The organism is Sphingomonas chungangi (assembly GCF_013778325.1).
GTDB lineage: Bacteria > Pseudomonadota > Alphaproteobacteria > Sphingomonadales > Sphingomonadaceae > Solisphingomonas > Solisphingomonas chungangi.
Map to the genome: position 1 here is coordinate 69,957 of NZ_JACEIB010000003.1, position 18,356 is coordinate 88,312.

Annotated in this window: 20 protein-coding genes; 14 read left to right on the top strand and 6 right to left on the bottom strand. The window is 67.1% G+C overall.

What is annotated here, in order from left to right; translation table 11 throughout:
* Positions 1-43 precede the first annotated feature (43 nt).
* The 3 genes from guaA (at position 44) to bla (ending at position 2,901) form a co-directional block, all read left to right on the top strand.
* The gene (gene guaA, locus HZF05_RS04660; protein ID WP_160363228.1) at positions 44-1,606 is read left to right on the top strand and encodes a glutamine-hydrolyzing GMP synthase; all 1,563 of its coding nucleotides are present in this window, start codon (positions 44-46) and stop codon (positions 1,604-1,606) included.
* A 93-nt stretch (positions 1,607-1,699) separates the two neighbouring features.
* A complete protein-coding gene (locus HZF05_RS04665; protein ID WP_160363229.1) occupies positions 1,700-2,068 on the top strand; it encodes a YciI family protein in 369 nt (122 codons plus the stop codon).
* Positions 2,065-2,901: a subclass B3 metallo-beta-lactamase gene (bla, locus tag HZF05_RS04670; protein ID WP_246331588.1), complete on the top strand. Its 837-nt coding sequence runs from the start codon at positions 2,065-2,067 to the stop codon at positions 2,899-2,901. Before HZF05_RS04665 ends, bla begins: the two co-directional genes overlap by 4 nt.
* Positions 2,902-2,937: 36 nt before the next feature.
* Here the strand turns inward: bla and HZF05_RS04675 are convergent, their stop codons facing one another.
* Positions 2,938-3,768: an alpha/beta fold hydrolase gene (locus HZF05_RS04675; RefSeq protein ID WP_160363230.1), complete on the bottom strand. Its 831-nt coding sequence runs from the start codon at positions 3,766-3,768 to the stop codon at positions 2,938-2,940.
* Between the two features lie 146 nt (positions 3,769-3,914).
* Here HZF05_RS04675 and HZF05_RS04680 point away from each other — a divergent pair, with 146 nt between their 5' ends.
* The 8 genes from HZF05_RS04680 (at position 3,915) to HZF05_RS04715 (ending at position 10,173) form a co-directional block, all read left to right on the top strand.
* The gene (locus HZF05_RS04680) at positions 3,915-4,262 is read left to right on the top strand and encodes an ArsC family reductase (protein WP_160363231.1); all 348 of its coding nucleotides are present in this window, start codon (positions 3,915-3,917) and stop codon (positions 4,260-4,262) included.
* Complete coding sequence (locus HZF05_RS04685; protein WP_160363232.1) at positions 4,262-4,900, top strand: hypothetical protein; 639 nt, start codon at positions 4,262-4,264, stop codon at positions 4,898-4,900. The genes HZF05_RS04680 and HZF05_RS04685 overlap by 1 nt, the downstream gene beginning before the upstream one ends.
* Before the next feature lie 9 nt (positions 4,901-4,909).
* Positions 4,910-5,767: a 3-methyl-2-oxobutanoate hydroxymethyltransferase gene (gene panB, locus HZF05_RS04690; protein WP_160363233.1), complete on the top strand. Its 858-nt coding sequence runs from the start codon at positions 4,910-4,912 to the stop codon at positions 5,765-5,767.
* A gap of 84 nt (positions 5,768-5,851) precedes the next feature.
* Entirely contained in the window at positions 5,852-6,541 is a 690-nt protein-coding gene (locus HZF05_RS04695; protein WP_246331664.1) for a tetratricopeptide repeat protein, read from the top strand.
* 52 nt (positions 6,542-6,593) lie between these two features.
* Positions 6,594-7,991: an outer membrane protein assembly factor BamB family protein gene (locus tag HZF05_RS04700; protein ID WP_160363235.1), complete on the top strand. Its 1,398-nt coding sequence runs from the start codon at positions 6,594-6,596 to the stop codon at positions 7,989-7,991.
* Positions 7,992-8,059: 68 nt separating this feature from the next.
* Complete coding sequence (gene der, locus HZF05_RS04705) at positions 8,060-9,439, top strand: ribosome biogenesis GTPase Der (protein ID WP_160363236.1); 1,380 nt, start codon at positions 8,060-8,062, stop codon at positions 9,437-9,439.
* Positions 9,436-9,666: a sulfurtransferase TusA family protein gene (locus HZF05_RS04710; RefSeq protein WP_160363237.1), complete on the top strand. Its 231-nt coding sequence runs from the start codon at positions 9,436-9,438 to the stop codon at positions 9,664-9,666. The genes der and HZF05_RS04710 overlap by 4 nt, the downstream gene beginning before the upstream one ends.
* Before the next feature lie 72 nt (positions 9,667-9,738).
* Positions 9,739-10,173: an Hpt domain-containing protein gene (locus tag HZF05_RS04715; protein ID WP_160363713.1), complete on the top strand. Its 435-nt coding sequence runs from the start codon at positions 9,739-9,741 to the stop codon at positions 10,171-10,173.
* A gap of 96 nt (positions 10,174-10,269) precedes the next feature.
* On the opposite strand, the gene bfr is transcribed toward HZF05_RS04715, so the two are convergent.
* The 3 genes from bfr to HZF05_RS04730 form a co-directional block, all read right to left on the bottom strand.
* A complete protein-coding gene (gene bfr / locus HZF05_RS04720) occupies positions 10,270-10,770 on the bottom strand; it encodes a bacterioferritin (RefSeq protein ID WP_160363238.1) in 501 nt (166 codons plus the stop codon).
* Between the two features lie 83 nt (positions 10,771-10,853).
* A complete protein-coding gene (locus HZF05_RS04725; RefSeq protein ID WP_022688425.1) occupies positions 10,854-11,027 on the bottom strand; it encodes a (2Fe-2S)-binding protein in 174 nt (57 codons plus the stop codon).
* A gap of 64 nt (positions 11,028-11,091) precedes the next feature.
* Positions 11,092-12,324 (bottom strand): DUF418 domain-containing protein, encoded by a 1,233-nt coding sequence (locus HZF05_RS04730; RefSeq protein ID WP_343046832.1) that lies wholly within the window; start codon positions 12,322-12,324, stop codon positions 11,092-11,094.
* Between the two features lie 111 nt (positions 12,325-12,435).
* On the opposite strand from HZF05_RS04730, the gene HZF05_RS21755 reads away from it, so the two are divergent.
* Positions 12,436-13,407: a hemerythrin domain-containing protein gene (locus HZF05_RS21755; protein ID WP_246331591.1), complete on the top strand. Its 972-nt coding sequence runs from the start codon at positions 12,436-12,438 to the stop codon at positions 13,405-13,407.
* 509 nt (positions 13,408-13,916) lie between these two features.
* Here the strand turns inward: HZF05_RS21755 and purL are convergent.
* Positions 13,917-16,091, bottom strand: a complete 2,175-nt coding sequence (gene purL, locus HZF05_RS04740) for a phosphoribosylformylglycinamidine synthase subunit PurL (protein ID WP_160363239.1) — start codon at positions 16,089-16,091, stop codon at positions 13,917-13,919.
* Positions 16,092-16,221: 130 nt separating this feature from the next.
* Entirely contained in the window at positions 16,222-16,632 is a 411-nt protein-coding gene (locus HZF05_RS04745) for a hypothetical protein (protein WP_160363240.1), read from the bottom strand.
* Between the two features lie 158 nt (positions 16,633-16,790).
* Between HZF05_RS04745 and HZF05_RS04750 the strand changes: the two genes are divergently transcribed.
* Both HZF05_RS04750 and HZF05_RS04755 read left to right on the top strand, forming a co-directional pair.
* Entirely contained in the window at positions 16,791-17,789 is a 999-nt protein-coding gene (locus HZF05_RS04750) for a cysteine synthase A (protein ID WP_160363241.1), read from the top strand.
* Complete coding sequence (locus tag HZF05_RS04755) at positions 17,786-18,178, top strand: hypothetical protein (protein WP_181638800.1); 393 nt, start codon at positions 17,786-17,788, stop codon at positions 18,176-18,178. Before HZF05_RS04750 ends, HZF05_RS04755 begins: the two co-directional genes overlap by 4 nt.
* Positions 18,179-18,356 lie beyond the last annotated feature (178 nt).

Consider the following 18,356-nt stretch of genomic DNA (forward strand, 5'->3'; position numbering starts at 1 on the left):
CGGCCCGCTGGACTCGGGCGCGCGACATGCCTATCGGCTCGCCATGACCGTCGCCCCCGCAGATACCATCCTCATCGTCGATTTCGGCAGCCAGGTGACCCAGCTGATCGCCCGCCGCGTGCGGGAATCGGGGGTCTATTGCGAGATCGCGCCCTTCCAGTCGGCGGATGCGGCCTTCGATCGGCTCAAGCCGCAGGGACTGATCTTCTCGGGCGGCCCGGCGTCGGTGACGGAGGAGAACGCACCGTCAGCCCCGCAGCGTTTCTTCGAGGCGGGCATTCCGATCCTCGGCATCTGCTACGGCCAGCAGACGATGTGCAAGCAGCTCGGCGGTGAAGTGGTCGTCTCGGGCGAGGGCGGCGAGTTCGGCCGCGCCTTTATCGAGGTGAAGGATCGCTCGGCGCTGTTCGACGGCCTCTGGAAGGAGGGCGAGCGCCACCAGGTGTGGATGAGCCACGGCGACAAGGTGACGCGCCTCCCGCAAGGTTTTCACCCCATCGCCGTCTCGGAGGGCGCGCCCTTCGCGATCACCGCCGACGAAAGCCGCCGCTTCTACGGCGTCCAGTTCCACCCCGAAGTGGTTCACACGCCCGACGGCGGCAAGCTGATCGCCAATTTCGTCCGCCACGTCTGCGGGCTGGGCGGCGAGTGGACGATGGCGGGTTTCCGTGCCGCCAAGATCGAGGAGATCCGCCAGCAGGTCGGCTCGGCCAAGGTGATCTGCGGCCTGTCGGGCGGCGTCGATTCCTCGGTGGCCGCCGTGCTGATCCACGAGGCGATCGGCGATCAGCTCACCTGCGTCTATGTCGATCATGGCCTGATGCGCGCCGGGGAGAGCGAGCAGGTCGTCTCGCTGTTCCGCAACCACTACAATATTCCGCTCGTCCACGTGAACGCGGAGACCCTGTTCCTGAACGGCCTTGCCGGCGTCACCGACCCGGAGGCCAAGCGCAAGTTCATCGGCAAGACCTTCATCGAAGTGTTCGAGGAGGAAGCGAAGAAGATCGGCGGCGCCCAGTTCCTCGCGCAGGGCACGCTCTATCCGGACGTGATCGAGAGCGTCAGCTTCTCGGGCGGCCCGTCGGTGACGATCAAGAGCCACCACAATGTCGGCGGCCTGCCCGAGCGGATGGACCTCAAGCTGGTCGAGCCGCTCCGCGAGCTGTTCAAGGACGAGGTGCGGCTGCTGGGCAAGGAACTGGGCCTGACCGACGCCTTCGTCGGCCGCCACCCCTTTCCGGGGCCGGGCCTCGCCATCCGCATCCCCGGCGAGGTCACCAAGGAGCGCTGCGACATCCTGCGCAAGGCCGACGCGATCTATCTCGAGGAAATCCGCAACGCCGGCCTCTACGACGCGATCTGGCAGGCCTTCGCGGTGCTGCTGCCGGTCCGCACGGTCGGCGTGATGGGCGACCACCGCACCTATGACAGCGTATGCGGCCTGCGCGCGGTGACCTCGGTCGATGGCATGACGGCGGACGTCTATCCCTTCGACGCCGCCTTCCTCAGCCGCGTGGCGACGCGGATCGTCAACGAGGTGCAGGGCATCAACCGGGTGGTGTACGATTATACCTCGAAACCGCCCGGCACGATCGAGTGGGAGTGAACCGGCAAAAGCGAGCGTCCGGGGGACGATCGCCCGGTTCACTTGGTGGCGCAAGCCGCCGCAGGCAGCCATAAGCCCCGAGGGAGAAAGCCGATGCGCGTCATGGTGTTGGTGAAATCGACCGAGGACAGCGAGAAGGGCTTCGTCCGCACGTCCGAGACGATGGCGATGATGGCGGCGATGGGCCGCTTCAACGACGAACTGCGCGATGCCGGCATCCTCGTCATGGCCGATGGCCTCACCGAGTCCGCGCAGGGCAAGCGGGTCGCCTTCGACGGTGCGGACCGCACGGTGATCGACGGGCCGTTCGCGCATCCCCGCGAGCTGGTCGCAGGCTTCTGGCTGTGGGACGTGAAGGATATGGACGAGGCGGTCGCCTGGGTGAAGCGTTGCCCGAACCCCATGCCGGGGCCGAGCGAGATCGAGATCCGCCCGCTGCATCAATTGGCCGACATGCCATGAGGCTGCGCATCGCGCTGCTTCTCGGTTCGCTGATGGTGATGCCGGCGGCGGCAGGCGCCCCCGATCCGCCCGAATGGACCCAGCCGATCGCGCCGTTCCATCTGATCGGGCCGATCGACTATGTCGGCAGCAAGGGCATCGCCGCTTACCTGATCCACACGTCCATGGGTGCGATCCTGATCGACGGGACGATGGAGGCGAATGCCGACATGGTCCGCCGCAACATCGAGACGATGGGCGTGCCGATCCGCGAGGTGAAATGGATCGTCGTCACCCACGCGCATTTCGATCATGCCGGCGCGGTCGCCGCGCTCGCGAAGATGAGCGGCGCGCAGGTGGTGGCCGGCGCGGGCGATGTCGAGGCGCTGGAACGGGGCGGATCGCCGGGCGAGGTGCTCTATACGCCGACGCCCTATCCGCCAGTGCATGTCGACAAGCCGATCCACGATCATGACTGGCTCGTCTCGGGCGATCGCGCGCTCGTCGCCCATTCGACGCCCGGCCACACCCCCGGTTGCACCAGCTGGGCGATGTTCGTGCCTTACGAGACGCGCAATGTCCGGGTCGTCTTCCCCTGCAGCGTCACCGTCGCGGGCAACCGGCTGGTCGGCAACACGACCTATCCCGGCATCGTCGCCGATTTCCGCAAGAGCTTCGATACGCTGGGCGCGCTCAAGGCCGACGTCGTGCTGCCGGCGCATCCCGAGATCGCCGACGTGATCGGGCGTGCGCAGCGCGGCGAGCTGATCGATCCGGCGCTGCTCGGGCAGATCGTGGCCCAGTCCCGCGTCGATTTCGAGGCGGAGCTCCAACGCCAGTCGAAAGCGAAATGAGCGAGGGAGCGGCGGACCGCTCCCTCGCTCGTCCGATCAGGCTTGGATGAACTCCAGCAGATCCGCGTTGATCACATCGGCATGGGTCGTCGCCATGCCGTGCGGATAACCCTTATAGACCTTGAGCGTGCCGTGCTTGAGCAGGGTGATCCCGATCAGGGCGGAATCGGCGATCGGCACCACCTGGTCGTCGTCGCCGTGCATCAGCAGGACGGGCACGTCGATCGCCTTCAGGTCCTCGGTGAAGTCGGTTTCGGAGAAGGCCTTCACGCACTCGTAATGGGCCTTGATGCTGCCCATCATGCCCTGTCGCCACCAGTTGCGGATCACCCCCTCGCTCACCGCGACGCCTTCGCGGTTGAAGCCATAGAAAGGGCCGGTCGGGATATCGAGGAAGAACTGGGCACGGTTGGAAGCGGTGCCCTGGCGGAAGCCGTCGAACACCTCCATCGGAAGTCCGCCTGGATTGGCCTCGCTCTTGAGCATGACCGGCGGGACGGCGCCGATCAGCACCGCCTTGGCGACCCGGCCAGGCTCGGCGCGGGCGACATAGTGCGCGACCTCGCCGCCGCCGGTGGAATGGCCGACATGGACGGCGTTCTTCAGGTCCAGCTGCTTCGCCAGCGCGATCACGTCTGCCGCATAGGTGTCCATCTCGTTGCCGCCGTCCGTCTGGTCCGATCGGCCGTGGCCGCGCCGGTCGTGCGCGATCACGCGGTAGCCGTGGCCAAGGAAGAACATCATCTGGTTGTCCCAGTCGTCCGCGCTCAGCGGCCAGCCGTGATGGAAGACGATCGGCTGGGCATCCTTGGGCCCCCAATCCTTGTAGAAGATGCTGGTGCCGTCCTGCGTCGTGATCGTGCCCATGGCGACTCTCCCTTGGTTCGGAGGCGCAACGATAGCATGGGTGTAGGCCGGTTGTCTTACGTTGTCAGGGCCGCCACGGAGAAAAATCCGTGCAACTCGCGGGACATCGGGGGTAGGGCGGGGCAACTCGGCAGGGAGAGCCTCGCGTGGGTGTGACGATCTACGGCATCAAGAATTGCGACACGATGAAGAAGGCGCGCAGCTGGCTCGACGATCACGGCGTCACCTATGATTTCCACGACTACAAGGCGTCCGGCATCGATCGATCGCATCTCGACGCCTGGGTGGCGGAGCATGGCTGGGAGACGATCCTGAACCGCGCCGGCACGACCTTCCGCAAGCTGCCCGATGCTGATCGCGAGGGGATCGATGCCGAGAAGGCGATCGAGCTGATGATCGCCCAACCCTCGATGATCAAGCGTCCGGTTCTCGATCTCGGCGGGCATACGCTGGTGGGATTCAGGCCGGAGCAGTACGGGAAAGCCTTCGCCTGATGATCGCCGACCCGCCGGCCGCATCCGTGGACATGCCCGCCGTGCGCTGGCCCGATACGCCGGTTTCGCGGCTGGAGGTGCTGGCGCTGATCCAGACGCTCAACGCGGACTTGCTGAGCCATCCGAGCGCGACGCTGACGCTCGATCGCTGGTGCGCCGATCACAAGCTGGCGAACCCCGCCACGGTGGTGGCCGAACGGGTGCAGGGTGCCGGCAAGCCGATCCCGCCCGGCGTCTATGAAGCGCTCAAGGTGTCGCCGGGTACCGCCGTCAACTATCGCGCGGTGCGTCTCAAATGCGGGGCACATGTGCTGTCGGAGGCGGACAACTGGTACGTGCCGTCGCGTCTGACGGCCGACATGAACCATGCGCTCGAAACCAGCGACATCGCCTTCGGCCGCGCGGTGCAGGCGCTGAACTACAGCCGCCATACGCTGGCCGCGACCCTGCTGTGGTCGCCGCTCGCGCCGGGCTGGGAGCATGAGGGACTGCCGAAGGGCAGCGGCGTACCGCTCGCCATTCCTCGCCATGTGCTGGAACATCGTGCCGTGCTGACGACGCCGGACGGCACGCCGTTCAGCCTCGTGGTGGAGAACTACACCTCCGATATTCTCGACTTCCCACCGCCCAAAGGCTAGGCCACGCCCATGTCCACCACCTTCACGCTCGACACCTCGACGAGCCGCGCGCACCCGACGCCCGCGCCGATGAAGCGGCTGACCGTCCCCGCCGTGATGAAGCGCAAGGGCGGCGAGCCGATCGTCATGCTCACCGCCTACACCGCGCGCATGGCGCAGCTGCTCGATCCGCATTGCGACGTGCTGCTGGTTGGCGACAGCCTGGGGCAGGTGATCTACGGCCTGCCGACCACGCTGCAGGTGACGCTCGACATGATGTGCGCGCACGGTGCCGCCGTGGTGCGCGGCTCCTATCATTCGGTGGTGATCATCGACATGCCGTTCGGCAGCTACGAGCGGAGCCCCGAGCAGGCCTTCGCCTCCGCTTCGCGGATCATGGCGGAGACGGGCGCGGCTGGCGTCAAGCTCGAAGGTGGCGAGGCGATGGCGCCGACCGTGGCGTTCCTCTCCCAGCGCGGCATCCCGGTGGTCGGCCATGTCGGGCTGACCCCGCAGGCGGTGAACGCGCTCGGCGGCTACGGCGCGCGGGGGCGCAGCGAGGCCGAGGAGGCGAAGATCCTGCGCGACGCCAAGGCGATCTCCGATGCCGGCGCCTTCCTGCTGGTGATCGAGGGCGTGGTCGAACCGATCGCGGCGCGGATCACAAAGGAGGTCGCCTGCCCGACGATCGGCATCGGCGCGTCGGCGGAGTGCGACGGTCAGGTGCTGGTGATCGACGACATGCTGGGCATGTTCGAGCGCACCGCGCGCTTCGTGAAGCGCTACGACGATCTGGCGGCGCGCATCTCGTCTGCGGCCGAAACCTACGCCGCCGAGGTCCGTTCGCGCGCCTTTCCCACCGCGGAGCAGACCTACGCCCCCAAGTAGCTGTTTCGCTCGGCAAGACTCGCCGCTAAGGTCCGCCGAATTTTGAGGGCGCAGGGTGCCCGCTGGAGATCGTGATTGGCACGCATGCCGCAGAATAACGAAGCTTTCATCCGCGAGGTGGACGAGGAAGTCCGTCGCGAGCAGGCGCAGAAGCTGGCCCGCCGCTATGGCGTGATCGTCGCGGTGATCGTGGTGCTGGCGCTGGCCGCGTTCGGCGGCACCTTGTGGTGGCGTTCGCACCAGGCCGCCGTGGCGGGCCAGCGTGGGGACGCGTTCACCGACGCGATGGCGAACATTTCCAACGGCAAGGAAGCCGAGGCGAAGAAGCAGCTGGCGACGATGGTCGGCTCGGATGCCAAGGGCTATGCCCCGCTGGCGCGCATGCTCCAGGCCGATCTGCTGGTGCGCGAGCGCAAGGATGCCGACGGCGCCGCCGCCTTCCTCAAGCTGTCGCAGGATGGATCGGTGCCGCAGCCGCTGCGCGACGTCGCGCTGATGCGCGCCACCACGCTGCAGTTCGACACGTTGCCGCCGCAGCAGGTCATCGACCGGATGAAGCCGCTCGCGCAGACCGGCAATCCCTGGTTCGGCAGCGCCGGCGAGATGACCGGCCTCGCCTGGATGAAGCTCGGCCAGCCCAAGAAGGCGGGCGAGATGTTCGTGGCGATGACCAAGGACAAGAGCGTGCCGGCATCGCTGCGCTCGCGCGTCGCGCAGCTGGCGGCGGACCTCGGCTACGAGGCCGTTCAGCCTCAGGACATGCCCGCCTCCTGATGGAGCGGGCGATCGGACGGGATTGATGAATCAGATGATGGGGCGGGACAGCATGAACATTCGGCGCCGGGCGCCGCTCGCGGGCGCGCTGATCGCGGCGACGCTGCTGACGGGCTGCGGCATCTTCAAGGGCGGCGGCGAGAAGGGACCCAAGACGGCGGTGCTCGGCGAGCGCATTCCGGTGCTGACCGTGGAGAGCAGCGCGGGCACCGATGCCTCGATCGCGGCCAACCCGGTGATCGTGCCGCCGGCCGACACCAACACCGATTGGACCCAGCCGGCCGGCAACGCGCAGAAGGCGATGGGCAACGTCGCGCTCGGCGCCCAGCCCGTGCGCGTGTGGGACGCCAACATCGGCAAGGCCGGCAAGAACGAGCGGCTCGCCGCCGCGCCGGTGATCGCCGACGGCCATCTCTTCGTGATGGACACGCAGGCGCGCGTCCATGCCTATGACGCCCAGTCGGGCCGCGAGCTGTGGGAGACGCAGCTCAAGGCCAAGGTCGGCCCCCGGCTCAAGCAGGCCGGCGTGATGGGCTTGGTCGGCATGAAGGAGACCAAGCATTACAGCCGTTCGCTGTTCGGTGGCGGCGTCAGCTACGAGGGCGGCAAGCTCTACGCGACCAGCGGACTCGGCGACGTGGCGCAGCTCGATGCGGCGAGCGGCAAGCTTGGCTGGCAGGTGACGCCGGGCGGCCCGCTGCGCGGCGCGCCCTCGATCGCCAACGGCGCGATCTACGTGATGAGCGCCGACAACCAGATCTATGCGCTCTCCGAAACCGACGGCAGCACCCAGTGGACCGCCTCCGGCCCGCTGGAGACCGCCGGCGTGTTCGGTACCGGTGCGCCCGCGATCGCGCGCGCCACTGTGATCGCCGGCTTCTCCTCGGGCGATCTCGACGCCTATCGCTACGAGAATGGCCGCATCGTGTGGCAGGACGCGCTGACCCGCACCAGCATGTCCACCTCGGTCGGCGACGTGACCGATGTCGATGCCAGCCCGGTTGTCGACGAGAGCCGCGTCTATGCGGTGGGCGCGGGCGGGCGCATGATCGCGCTCGACCTGACCACCGGCCAGCGGCTTTGGGAGGTCAATCTCGGCGGTATCTCGACGCCCGCTCTCGGCGGCGACTGGCTGTTCGTGGTGGCCGACGATGCCAAGCTCTACTGCATCGAGCGGACCACCGGAAAGATCCGCTGGACCACCCAGCTCGATCATTGGAGGAACGCCAAGAAGAAGAACGGCCTGATCTTCTGGAACGGCCCGGTGATCGCCGGCGGCCGGCTGGTGCTGACCAACTCGCTGGGCGAGATCGCCTATGTGACGGTGGCGGACGGCAAGGTTCAGGACAGCGATCGCGTCGCCAAGGCGCCATTCACGCTGCCGCCGGTGGTGGCCAACAACATGATGTACCTGCTCTCGAGCGACGGCCGCCTGACGGCCTGGCGGTGATCCAGCCCCTCTCCCGCCAGGGCGGGAGAGGGCTATTTTCCGGCCCTGATCGGCCCTAAAGGAGCCGTATGGCCCAAGCCCCCGTCGTCGCCATCGTCGGCCGACCCAATGTCGGCAAGTCGACCCTGTTCAACCGCCTCGTCGGCAAGCGGCTCGCGCTGGTCGACGATCGCCCGGGCGTGACCCGCGACCGGCGCGAGGGCGATGCCGATCTGCTCGGCGTGCCCTTCCGCATCGTCGACACCGCCGGCTTCGAGAGCGACGACCCGCAGACGCTGCCGGGACGCATGCGCGCGCAGACCGAGGCCGCCGTCGCGCAGGCCGACGCCGCGATCTTCATGATCGACGCGCGTGCCGGCGTGACCCCGCTCGACGAGACGGTGGCGCAATGGCTGCGCGGCTCCGACACGCCGATCGTGCTCGTCTGCAACAAGGCGGAGGGGAGGGCTGCCGAGCCCGGCATCATGGAGAGCTTCGCGCTCGGCCTCGGCGATCCGATCGCGCTGTCCGCCGAGCATGGCGAGGGCATGGGCGACCTGTTCACCGCGCTTCTCCCCTATATCGACCGCGAGGATTTCGAGGAGGAGCCGGAGGACGAGGACGATCCCGATCGTATCCTGAAGCTCGCCATCGTCGGCCGTCCGAATGCGGGCAAGTCCACCCTGGTCAACCAGTTCCTTCAGGAGGAGCGGATGATCACCGGGCCGGAGGCCGGCATCACCCGCGATTCGATCGCGGTCGACTGGATGTGGCCGAGCCCGGAAGGCCGCTTCCGCCCCGTCCGCCTGATCGATACTGCGGGCTTGCGCAAGAAGGCCAAGGTGGAGGACAAGCTGGAGAAGCTCTCCGCCTCCGACACGATGCGCGCGGTGGATTTCGCCGAAGTGGTCGTGCTGCTGCTCGACGCGACGCGGGGCCTTGAGGCGCAGGATCTGCGCATTGCCGATCATGTGCTTCAGGAGGGCCGAGCCCTCGTCATCGCGCTCAACAAATGGGATGTGGCGGAAGGCCAGTCGGCGCTGTTCAACGGCGTGAAGGGCGCGCTGGAGGAGGGCCTCTCTCAGGTGAAGGGCGTGCCGCTGATCGCCGTCTCCGCCGCGACCGGCAAGGGGCTCGATCAGCTGCTCGGCGCCGCCTTCGAGACGCGCGACGCGTGGAGCCGCCGCGTCTCCACCGGCGTGCTCAACCGCTGGTTCGAGAAGGCGGTGGAGAAGAACCCGCCGCCCGCGCCCGGCGGCAAGCGCATCAAGCTGCGCTTCATCACCCAGGCCAAGACCCGCCCGCCCGGTTTCGTGCTGTTCGGCACGCGGGTGGACGAGCTGCCGATGAGCTACCAACGCTACCTGATCAACGGTATCCGCAAGGAACTGGGCTTCGGCGCGGTGCCGGTGCGGCTGACGCTCCGGGCGCCCAAGAACCCCTTCGAGGGCAGGAAAACATCCGAATGAGCGAAACGCTCCTCGATCTTCGAGGAATGCGCTGCCCGTGGCCCGCGCTGCGCGTCGCCCGCGCGATTCGCGAGGCCGGGCCGGACGCCACCGCCATCCTTGCCGTCGCCGACGATCCGATCGCACCGCGCGAGATCACCGCCGTCGCAACCGAACGGGGGTGGGCCGCCACCCCGAAAATCACGCAAATCGGCCCCGGACTGCGACTATCCGCTAACGTGCGGTAACACTCCCTTTACCCGATAGGGTGCATAGCCCGATCGTTAGGGTTACGGGTGAAAGGGGTCGCCATCGTGGCTATGGGAGCCGCAGAACTGGTCGATTGGGGCGTGTTCGCCCGTGTCCGCAGCGAGCTGGGTTCCGGCTTCGTGCGGATTCTCGGCTATTTCCGCGAAGATGGCATCAAGTCCGTCAACCAGATCGAGCAGGCGATCCGCGATCGTTCGGCGGCCGCTTTGGTGCTGCCGGCGCACACGCTGAAGGGCGAATCGCGCCAGTTCGGCGCCGTGCCGCTCGCCGACCTCGCCGAGTTGATCGAGACGACCGCGCGCCGCTGCGTGGAAGCCCGCGAGACCCCCGACGAGCTGATCGAGAAGGTCGTCGAGCTGCGCCCGCTGTTCGATGCGACGCTCCGTCTGTTCGATCGCGAGGTGAACCCGATCGTCGAGCGCCGTCCGGGGCCGGGTGGTTTCGGCCGCAAGGCGGCGGGGACGTTCGGAATTGCGCAGCGCTGATCGCCTGATCAGAGGGCAACGAAAAAGGCCGGCCCCGAAAGGGAGCCGGCCTTTTTGGTTTCTAAGCCCCTGCCTTCCAGGGAATGGGCCAGATGCTCAAGCCCCAGCCGTGCTTTCGCCCTCGCCAGCCGCCTTGGAGTTCAGCTGGATATAGTTCTGCAGGCCCATCAGCTTGATGAGATCGAACTGCTTCTCCAGGAAATCGACATGCTCCTCCTCGGAATGGAGGATACGTCCGAACAGATCGCGGCTGACATAGTCCTGCACGCTCTCGGAATGGGCCATGCCCTCGCGCAGCGTCGGGATCGCCTCCTCCTCGAGCGCCATGTCGCCTTTCAGGATCTCCTCCACCGTCTCGCCGATGCGCAAGCGGCCGAGCAGCTGGAAGTTGGGGAGGCCGCCGAGGAACAGGATGCGCTCCGCCAGCCAGTCGGCATGCTTCATCTCGTCGATGGATTCATGCCGCTCATAGTCGGCGAGCTTCTGCACGCCCCAATTGTCGAGCAGGCGATAGTGCAGCCAATATTGGTTGATCGCCGTCAGTTCGTTCTTGAGCGCGAGGTTCAAGAGTTCGATGACTTTCGCGTCGCCCTTCATGGCGGTCTCCTTCTGCAATCAGAAGGCCCCGATACGCTGATCGATGCTTGAAACCCAGCGCGAACGACTCGCGCAAGTCATTCTCATGCGGCGTCTGCTTGTTCGGAGGCGATCAGTTGGCGCGCATAGGGAACGCACTGGCCGCAGCGCGGGCGGCAACCGAGCGAGGCATAGGCCGAAAGCGGATCGCGACAGCCCGAGCGGGCGGCCTCGCGCACTTCGCGTTCGCGCAGAGCATTGCAGACGCAGACGACCATTCGTGCCCCTCTCCGTGGAGTCGGTCACGATATAGGGCTATTGCAAGACAATCTCAATATCAGATTAAGCGCGCGGACCGATCCGGCGCATCGGCTGGATTTCCCACCGTGCCAGCGATCGCCACGCCCATTCGAGCGGCCCGTAGCGGAAGCGCGCGAGCCACCAAGGGCTCCACAGCAGCATCAGCGCCCAGACGGCGAAGACGACCGGATAGAGCGCGATGCGGTCGAGCCGGCCGAACAGGCCGAGGCCCCAGCCGTAGAAGATGCCAGTCATCAGCAGGCTGGTGCCGAGATAGTTGCTGAACGCCATGCGCCCTGCGGAGCACAGGCGGGGACGGTCCCGTGCCATCAGCCAAACCAGCGCGAATGCGGCTTCGGCCAGGCCGAGGATCGGGCGGAACGGCACGCCGCCCAGCGTCGCCGCAGCGAACGTGGCGAGCGTGTCGAAGCCGCTGTGGAAGTTGAGCCAGCAGAGCGCGATGGTCGGCGGCAGACCGATCGCGAAGCCGGTCGCCGCCCAGCGGAGATAGCGTCGCCTCTCCCACGCGCCCGTCAGGAAGCCGGAGCGCAGCCCGGCCATGCCGATCAGCATGAAGGCGAGCGTCTCCGGCCCGTCGAAGCCGATGAAGAAGGGGATGCCGGAGGGAAGGGCGGCGAGATTCTCCCGGACGATGCCGATCCACGGCCCGCGTATCCGCGCGATCTCGGCGGCGACATCCTGCGGGCGGCCGACGCCGATCGCTTCCGAGAAGCCGCGCCACGCATCGATCGCCGCCGGCGTCGCGCCGGGAGCCAGCGCATCGTGGCGCATCGACAGGAAATCCGCCACGAACATCCCCTCCGCCACCAGCTGCGCGAGCAGCAGCAGGATCGCGACGCGGATCAACTCGCGCGGCTCCAGCAGCACGAAGGGCAGGGCCAGCGTGCCGATCAGCGCGTAGTGGAGCAGGATGTCGCCCTGCCAGATCAGCACGGCATGGGCGACGCCGAACAGCGCCAGCGTCGCCATCCGCGCAAGATGCACCTGCGCGCCGTTGCGCCCGGCCGCCTCGGCACGCTGGACTACGATCATGGTCGAGGCGCCGAACAGGATCGAGAAGAGCGCGCGCATCTTCCCGTCCACAGCCACGAAGTTGACGGCCCAGATCGCCAGATCGGCGGGCGCGGTGCCGCCGCCCGCCAGCGGGTTGAAATAGGCGCCGGAGGGCAGGGCGAAGCCCGCGATGTTCATCAGCAGGATGCCCATCACGGCGAGGCCCCTGAGCCCGTCTATGCTGCCGTGGCGCGCGTTCACGCAGCATCGCCTGTCGGCTGCCGGGGCGTGCGTCAAGCCGCCCGGGGAACATGGCGGGCAGCAATCGGTTGAGTCGCCGAGCGAAACATCCCCGTTCCCAAGGAGTTTTCCATGGCGACCGCCACCGACACGCCGACCAAGACAGCCGCAGCCAAGGTCAACGGCAGCAAAGCGCCGGCCCGTGCCCGCAAGGCGTCGGTGAAATCCGCCGCCAAGACCACGACGGCGAAACCCGCGGCCAAGCGTGCCGCCCGCAAGCCCGCCGCGGCGAAGACGCCGGTGCCGCAAAGCACGGTCGACAAGGTCGCGGCGCGCGTCGTCGCGGCCGAGAAGGGCGCGGTGAGCATGGCGAGCGATGCCGCCCACTCGATCAAAGCGGCGGCCGGGCATGCGCTGGAGGCGGTGCACCTGCCCGAAGCGGCGACGAGCGTTGCCGCGACGGTCCGCGCTACGCAGTCCCGGCTGCGCAAGGCGATGACGCCCGCGAAGAAGCCGGCGGCGCGCAAGGCCACGACCGCGCGCAAGGCCGCCGCGAAGTCGAAGGTCGGCACCGGCACGGTGCTGGGCGTCGCGGCAGCCGGGCTGGCGGTGGGCATCGCCGCCAATCTCGGCCGCAAGGCGGCGGTGCAGGCGCCGAGCGTGATGGCCGGGGACTGGCTGGAGGCGCTCAAGGGCGAGCACAAGGCGGCGCTGGCGCTGCTCGACAAGCTGGCGAAATCCACGCCCGAGCAGCCGGCCAAGCGCACCCTGCTGCTCACCCAGCTCAAGCACGCGCTCGGCAAGCATGCCTTCACCGAGGAGAATGTGATCTACCCGGCGCTGCGCGAGTGGGGCGACAAAGCCGATGCCGATGCGCTCAACCACGAGCAGGGCTATCAGAAACAGTATCTCTACGAGCTCGACAATATGGACAAGGCGGCGCCGGAATTCGCGCAGAAGGTCGCCGATTTCCGCGCCGACCTGAACGCCCATATCCGCGAGGAGGAGGACAAGATCTTCCCCAAGATCCACGCCGGTCTGGACGAGGCGAAGAACAAGGCGCTGACCGCGGCGGCCAACCGCGAGGGCTTCAAGCTGGCGTGATCATCCTCCCCACGCTTCGCGCAGGGAGGAAGAATTTGTGCTTGACAGAGTGAACCAATTAGGATATAAGTCGCCGCGTCCTTTGAACCCGTGGCGCACCGGGATCGAAGGGCGGAACCGGGTGGGCGTTCGCGCATCGGCCCGGCGGCCGGCGCGGAGTCATCCGGTTGAAAGTCGATGCTTCGCACTCGAGTAACCAAGGGATCGGCGTTCTGACGGTCATGCCATCGTGCCAGCGACGGAAGGCCCAGTCGATCCATCGAAGCCTGGACGCGGCTTTTACCACCCGCACTCGCTTGCCCAAGCCGTCCAGCACCGGGTGCCGTTGGCGCGGACGCGCCGGCCGTATTCTCCCTTTGTCCTGATTTCGGAGTCGAGCTGTGTCCGGCGCTACTCTCCCCTCCCTGAAAGGGAGGGGGCAGGGGGTGGGTTCGCTTGGGGCAGGCGCATCCGAGATACGGAAAGCGACCCACCCCAACCCCTCCCTTTCAGGGAGGGGCTTACGCAGATCACGCCAGCGCGGCGTCGGCGCCCATCAGCGTCGGGAAGAAGCCCTCGTGCGCGCGGCGGAGGTCGGCGAGGGGAATGCCAGCAACAGTCGAGCCGCTGACCCTACCGATCGGCACAGCATTTTCGAGATGCTCGCCAGCGGGAGCGGTCAGGATGTAGCGACCCTGATCCTCTCCAAATGCCTTGGCAGCGTCGAGCGAGATCGTCAGTTCACAGCCAAGGCCTGAGGCGAGTGCCATTTCGGCGAGCGCAATGATCAAACCGCCGTCGCTGATATCATGTACAGCGTTTGCCTTGCCTACTTCGATGAACCACCGAACGCTGTCGCCACGCAATTTCTCGCCGACAAGATCGACCTTGGGGGCTTCACCATCCTCGCGGCCATGGATCTCACGCAGCCAGATTGACTGACCAAGGTGGGAGCCATTTCCGCCAAACAGCCAGATTTCGTCGCCCTCGTTCTTGAACGCCACCGTCGCGCTCTTCGACCAGTCGCTCAGCAGCCCGATCCCGCCGATCGCCGGGGTCGGCAGGATCGCCGAGCCGCCGCCCGTCGCCTTGCTCTCGTTGTAGAGGCTGACGTTGCCGCTCACGATCGGGAAGTCGAGCGCGCGGCAGGCGTCGCCCATGCCTTCGAGGCAGCCGGTCAGCTGCGCCATGATCTCGGGGCGCTGCGGGTTGGCGAAGTTGAGGCAGTTGGTCACGGCGAGCGGCGTCGCGCCCACCGCCGAGAGGTTGCGGTAGCATTCGGCGATCGCCTGCTTGCCGCCCTCATAGGGGTCCGCATAGCAATAGCGCGGCGTGCAGTCGGTGCTGATCGCGATGCCCTTGTCCGTCCCGTGGACGCGCACCACCGCCGCGTCGCCGCCGGGGCGCTGCACCGTGTCGGCGCCGACCATGTGGTCATACTGCTCCCAGATCCAGCGGCGCGAGGCGAGGTCGGGCGAAGCCATCAGCTTGAGCAGGTCGGCGGCGATGTCGGTGCTCTCGGGAATGTCGCCGAGCGGCTTCACGCCCGCCCACGCCTTGTATTCCTCCTTGGAGACCGAGGGGCGGTCGTAGAGCGGCGCCTCGTCGGCGAGCGGGGCGAGCGGGATGTCGCACACCGTCTCGCCGTTCCACTTGAGGATCATGTGGCCGGTATCGGTGACGTGGCCGATGACGGCGAAATCCAGCTCCCACTTGCGGAAGATGGCTTCGGCGAAATCCTCGCGGCCGGGCTTGAGCACCATGAGCATCCGCTCCTGGCTCTCGCTCAGCATCATCTCATAGGGCGTCATGCCCTCTTCGCGCTGGGGCACGGCGTTCATGTCGAGCTCGATGCCGACGCCGCCCTTGCTCGCCATCTCGACCGAGGAGGAGGTGAGGCCGGCCGCGCCCATGTCCTGGATGGCGACGATCGCGTCGGACGCCATCAGCTCCAGGCAGGCCTCGATCAGCAGCTTCTCGGTGAAGGGATCGCCCACCTGCACGGTCGGGCGCTTCTCCTCGCTCTTCTCGTCGAAGTCGGCGGACGCCATCGTCGCGCCGTGGATGCCGTCGCGGCCGGTCTTGGAGCCGACATAGACGATCGGATTGCCGATGCCGGAGGCGGCCGAATAGAAGATCTTGTCGGTATCGGCGATGCCCACCGTCATCGCGTTGACGAGGATGTTGCCGTCATACGCCTTGTGGAAGTTGACCTCGCCGCCGACGGTCGGCACGCCGACGCAATTGCCGTAGCCGCCGATGCCGTGGACGACGCCCGCGATGAGATGGCGCATCTTGGGATGGTCCGGCCGGCCGAAGCGCAGCGCGTTCATGTTGGCGATCGGCCGCGCGCCCATCGTGAACACGTCGCGCAGGATGCCGCCCACGCCGGTCGCGGCGCCCTGATAGGGCTCGATGTAGGAGGGGTGGTTGTGGCTCTCCATCTTGAAGATGGCGGCCTGCCCGTCGCCGATATCGACCACGCCGGCATTCTCGCCGGGGCCGCAGATCACTTGCGGGCCGGTGGTGGGCAGCTTCTTCAGGTGGATGCGGGAAGATTTGTAGGAGCAATGCTCGGACCACATGACCGAGAAGATGCCGAGCTCGGTGAGGTTCGGCTCCCGGCCGAGCGCATGCAGCACCCGCTGATACTCATCCTCGGAGAGCCCGTGCTGGGCGACGATCTCGGCGGTGATCTGGCTCATGCGCGCGCCGATAGCGCGAGAGGGGAGGGAAGGGAAGCGAATAGCCCCTCCCTTCCAGGGAGGGGGAAGAACAAAGAAAAAGGCCGGCGAGTTGCCCCGCCGGCCGGATGGATACGTCATTGCGCAAGCATTACTCGCCGTCGCAGGCCTGCTTGTCCTTGCCCGGCATGGTGACGTCGACCGAGGCCGCGGTGGCGGTGCCCGACACGGTGTAGGCGCCGTCCGCAGTGGTCATCGGCTGGCCGGCCGCATCGGCCTTGGCAACGGTGGCGCGGGTGTTCGGCTTCGGATGGACGCCGACGCTCTTGCCGTCCGAATAGAAGTCCAGCGTGATCACGCTGTTGTCCTTGCAGCGAAAGGTCTTGGTCGCAACGATCGACGGCGGCAGCTCGACCGGCGCGGCATTGGCCACGGCGGTCTTCATGTCGTCCGAATCGTCCTGGGCCTGGATGACCGTCGGCTTGGAGTTGCAGGCCGCGAGCGTGAGCAGCGGAACGAAGGCGAGCGCCACGAAGGCGCGGGTGCGGGAGGGGGTTCGCATAGCGGCTTCGCTGATTGCGCAGCGGAAAGGTTAACGTCAAGACCGGATATGCGGCATTGCGGCATTTTTTATGTTACAACATTGCAGCGCGTCCGGCTTCTCGGAAACAAAGCAAAGCTGCGTTGCGGGCTGTCCGGCCGCCGCCTATGTCCGGCTCCATGACATCCAGCATCGCGCCCGGCGCGCTCGCGCTCATCGGCAACACCCCGCTCGTGCGGCTGTCCGCTCCATCGGAGGCGACGGGCTGCGAGATCCTTGCCAAGTGCGAATTCATGAACCCCGGCGGATCGGTGAAGGACCGGGCCGCGCTGTATATCGTCGAGGATGCCGAGGAACGGGGACTGCTGAAGCCCGGCGGCACGATCGTCGAAGGCACGGCGGGCAATACCGGGATCGGCCTCGCGCTGGTCGCAAATGCCAAGGGCTACAAGACGATCATCGTCATCCCGGAAACGCAGAGCCAGGAGAAGAAGGACACGCTGCGCGCCTTGGGCGCCGAGCTGGTCGAGGTGCCGCCGACGGCCTATTCCAACCCCGCGCACTATGTGCACACGTCGCGCCGGATCGCTGAAGAAACCGATGGCGGCTTCTGGTCCAACCAGTTCGACAACACTGCCAACCGCATGGCGCATATCCGCACCACCGCGCAGGAGATCTGGGCGCAGACAGATGGGCGGATCGACGGCTTCACCTGCGCGTGCGGCACCGGCGGCACGCTCGCGGGCACCGGGCTCGGCCTCAAAGAGCATGACGAGGCGGTGACGATCGCGCTCACCGATCCAGAAGGCGCCTCGCTTTACTCTTACTATCAGTGCGGCGAACTGGCGGCGGAGGGCAATTCGGTGGCCGAGGGCATCGGCCAGAGCCGCATCACCGCCAATCTCGACGGCGCTCCGATCGACGCGCAGTTCCGCATCTCGGACGAGGAGGGGCTGCACTGGGTGCACCAGCTGCTGGCCACGCAGGGGCTGCATGTCGGCCTGTCGTCCGGCATCAACGTCGCCGGCGCGGTGGCGCTGGCGAAGCAGCTCGGGCCGGGCAAAACGATCGTCACGATGCTGTGCGATTCGGGCATGCGCTATCTCTCGACGCTGTCCAATCCGCAGTGGCTGCGCGCCAAGGGCCTCGCCGTGCCGCCATGGCTGGAGCGCGGGTGACGGCTCCGCTACAAGGCGACATGGCCGACACGCAGGACCAGCCGCGCGAACATCGTGACCTGATGATGCAGCGCGTCCGCGTGGGCATCACCGGGCTGGCCGCCGTCTTCCTGTTGACGCTGCTGGCGGCATCCGTCTTTAGCTTCCTCGGGCAGGACGATCACACCACCAAACTGGCCAACGGGGCGATCGTCGGCAACGCGCAGATGCCGTCCGATCCGCCCAAGGAGCCGCTCGCCGAGCTCGGCGTCGCACCCGGGGCCAACACGCCCAAGGCCACGGCCACGCCGGCCCCGCAGATGACGGGCAATCCGCCGATGCTGACGCTCAGCCCGCCGGCGCCGGTGCTCTCCAACCAGTCCAACACCGCCGCGCCGGCGCAGCGTTAGAGCCGCATCGTACTCCGGCGAAGGCCGGAGTTTTGGCAGCACGCGCATCGCTTCCTTTGCGACGCTCCGGCTTTCCGAAGCACGATGAGTCGCGTCGAGTCGGCCCGCTCATGTCCCTCCATCGATCCCACTGCCGCCCCTACCGGGCGAATGCGGTCGACTTCGCACACATAGTTAT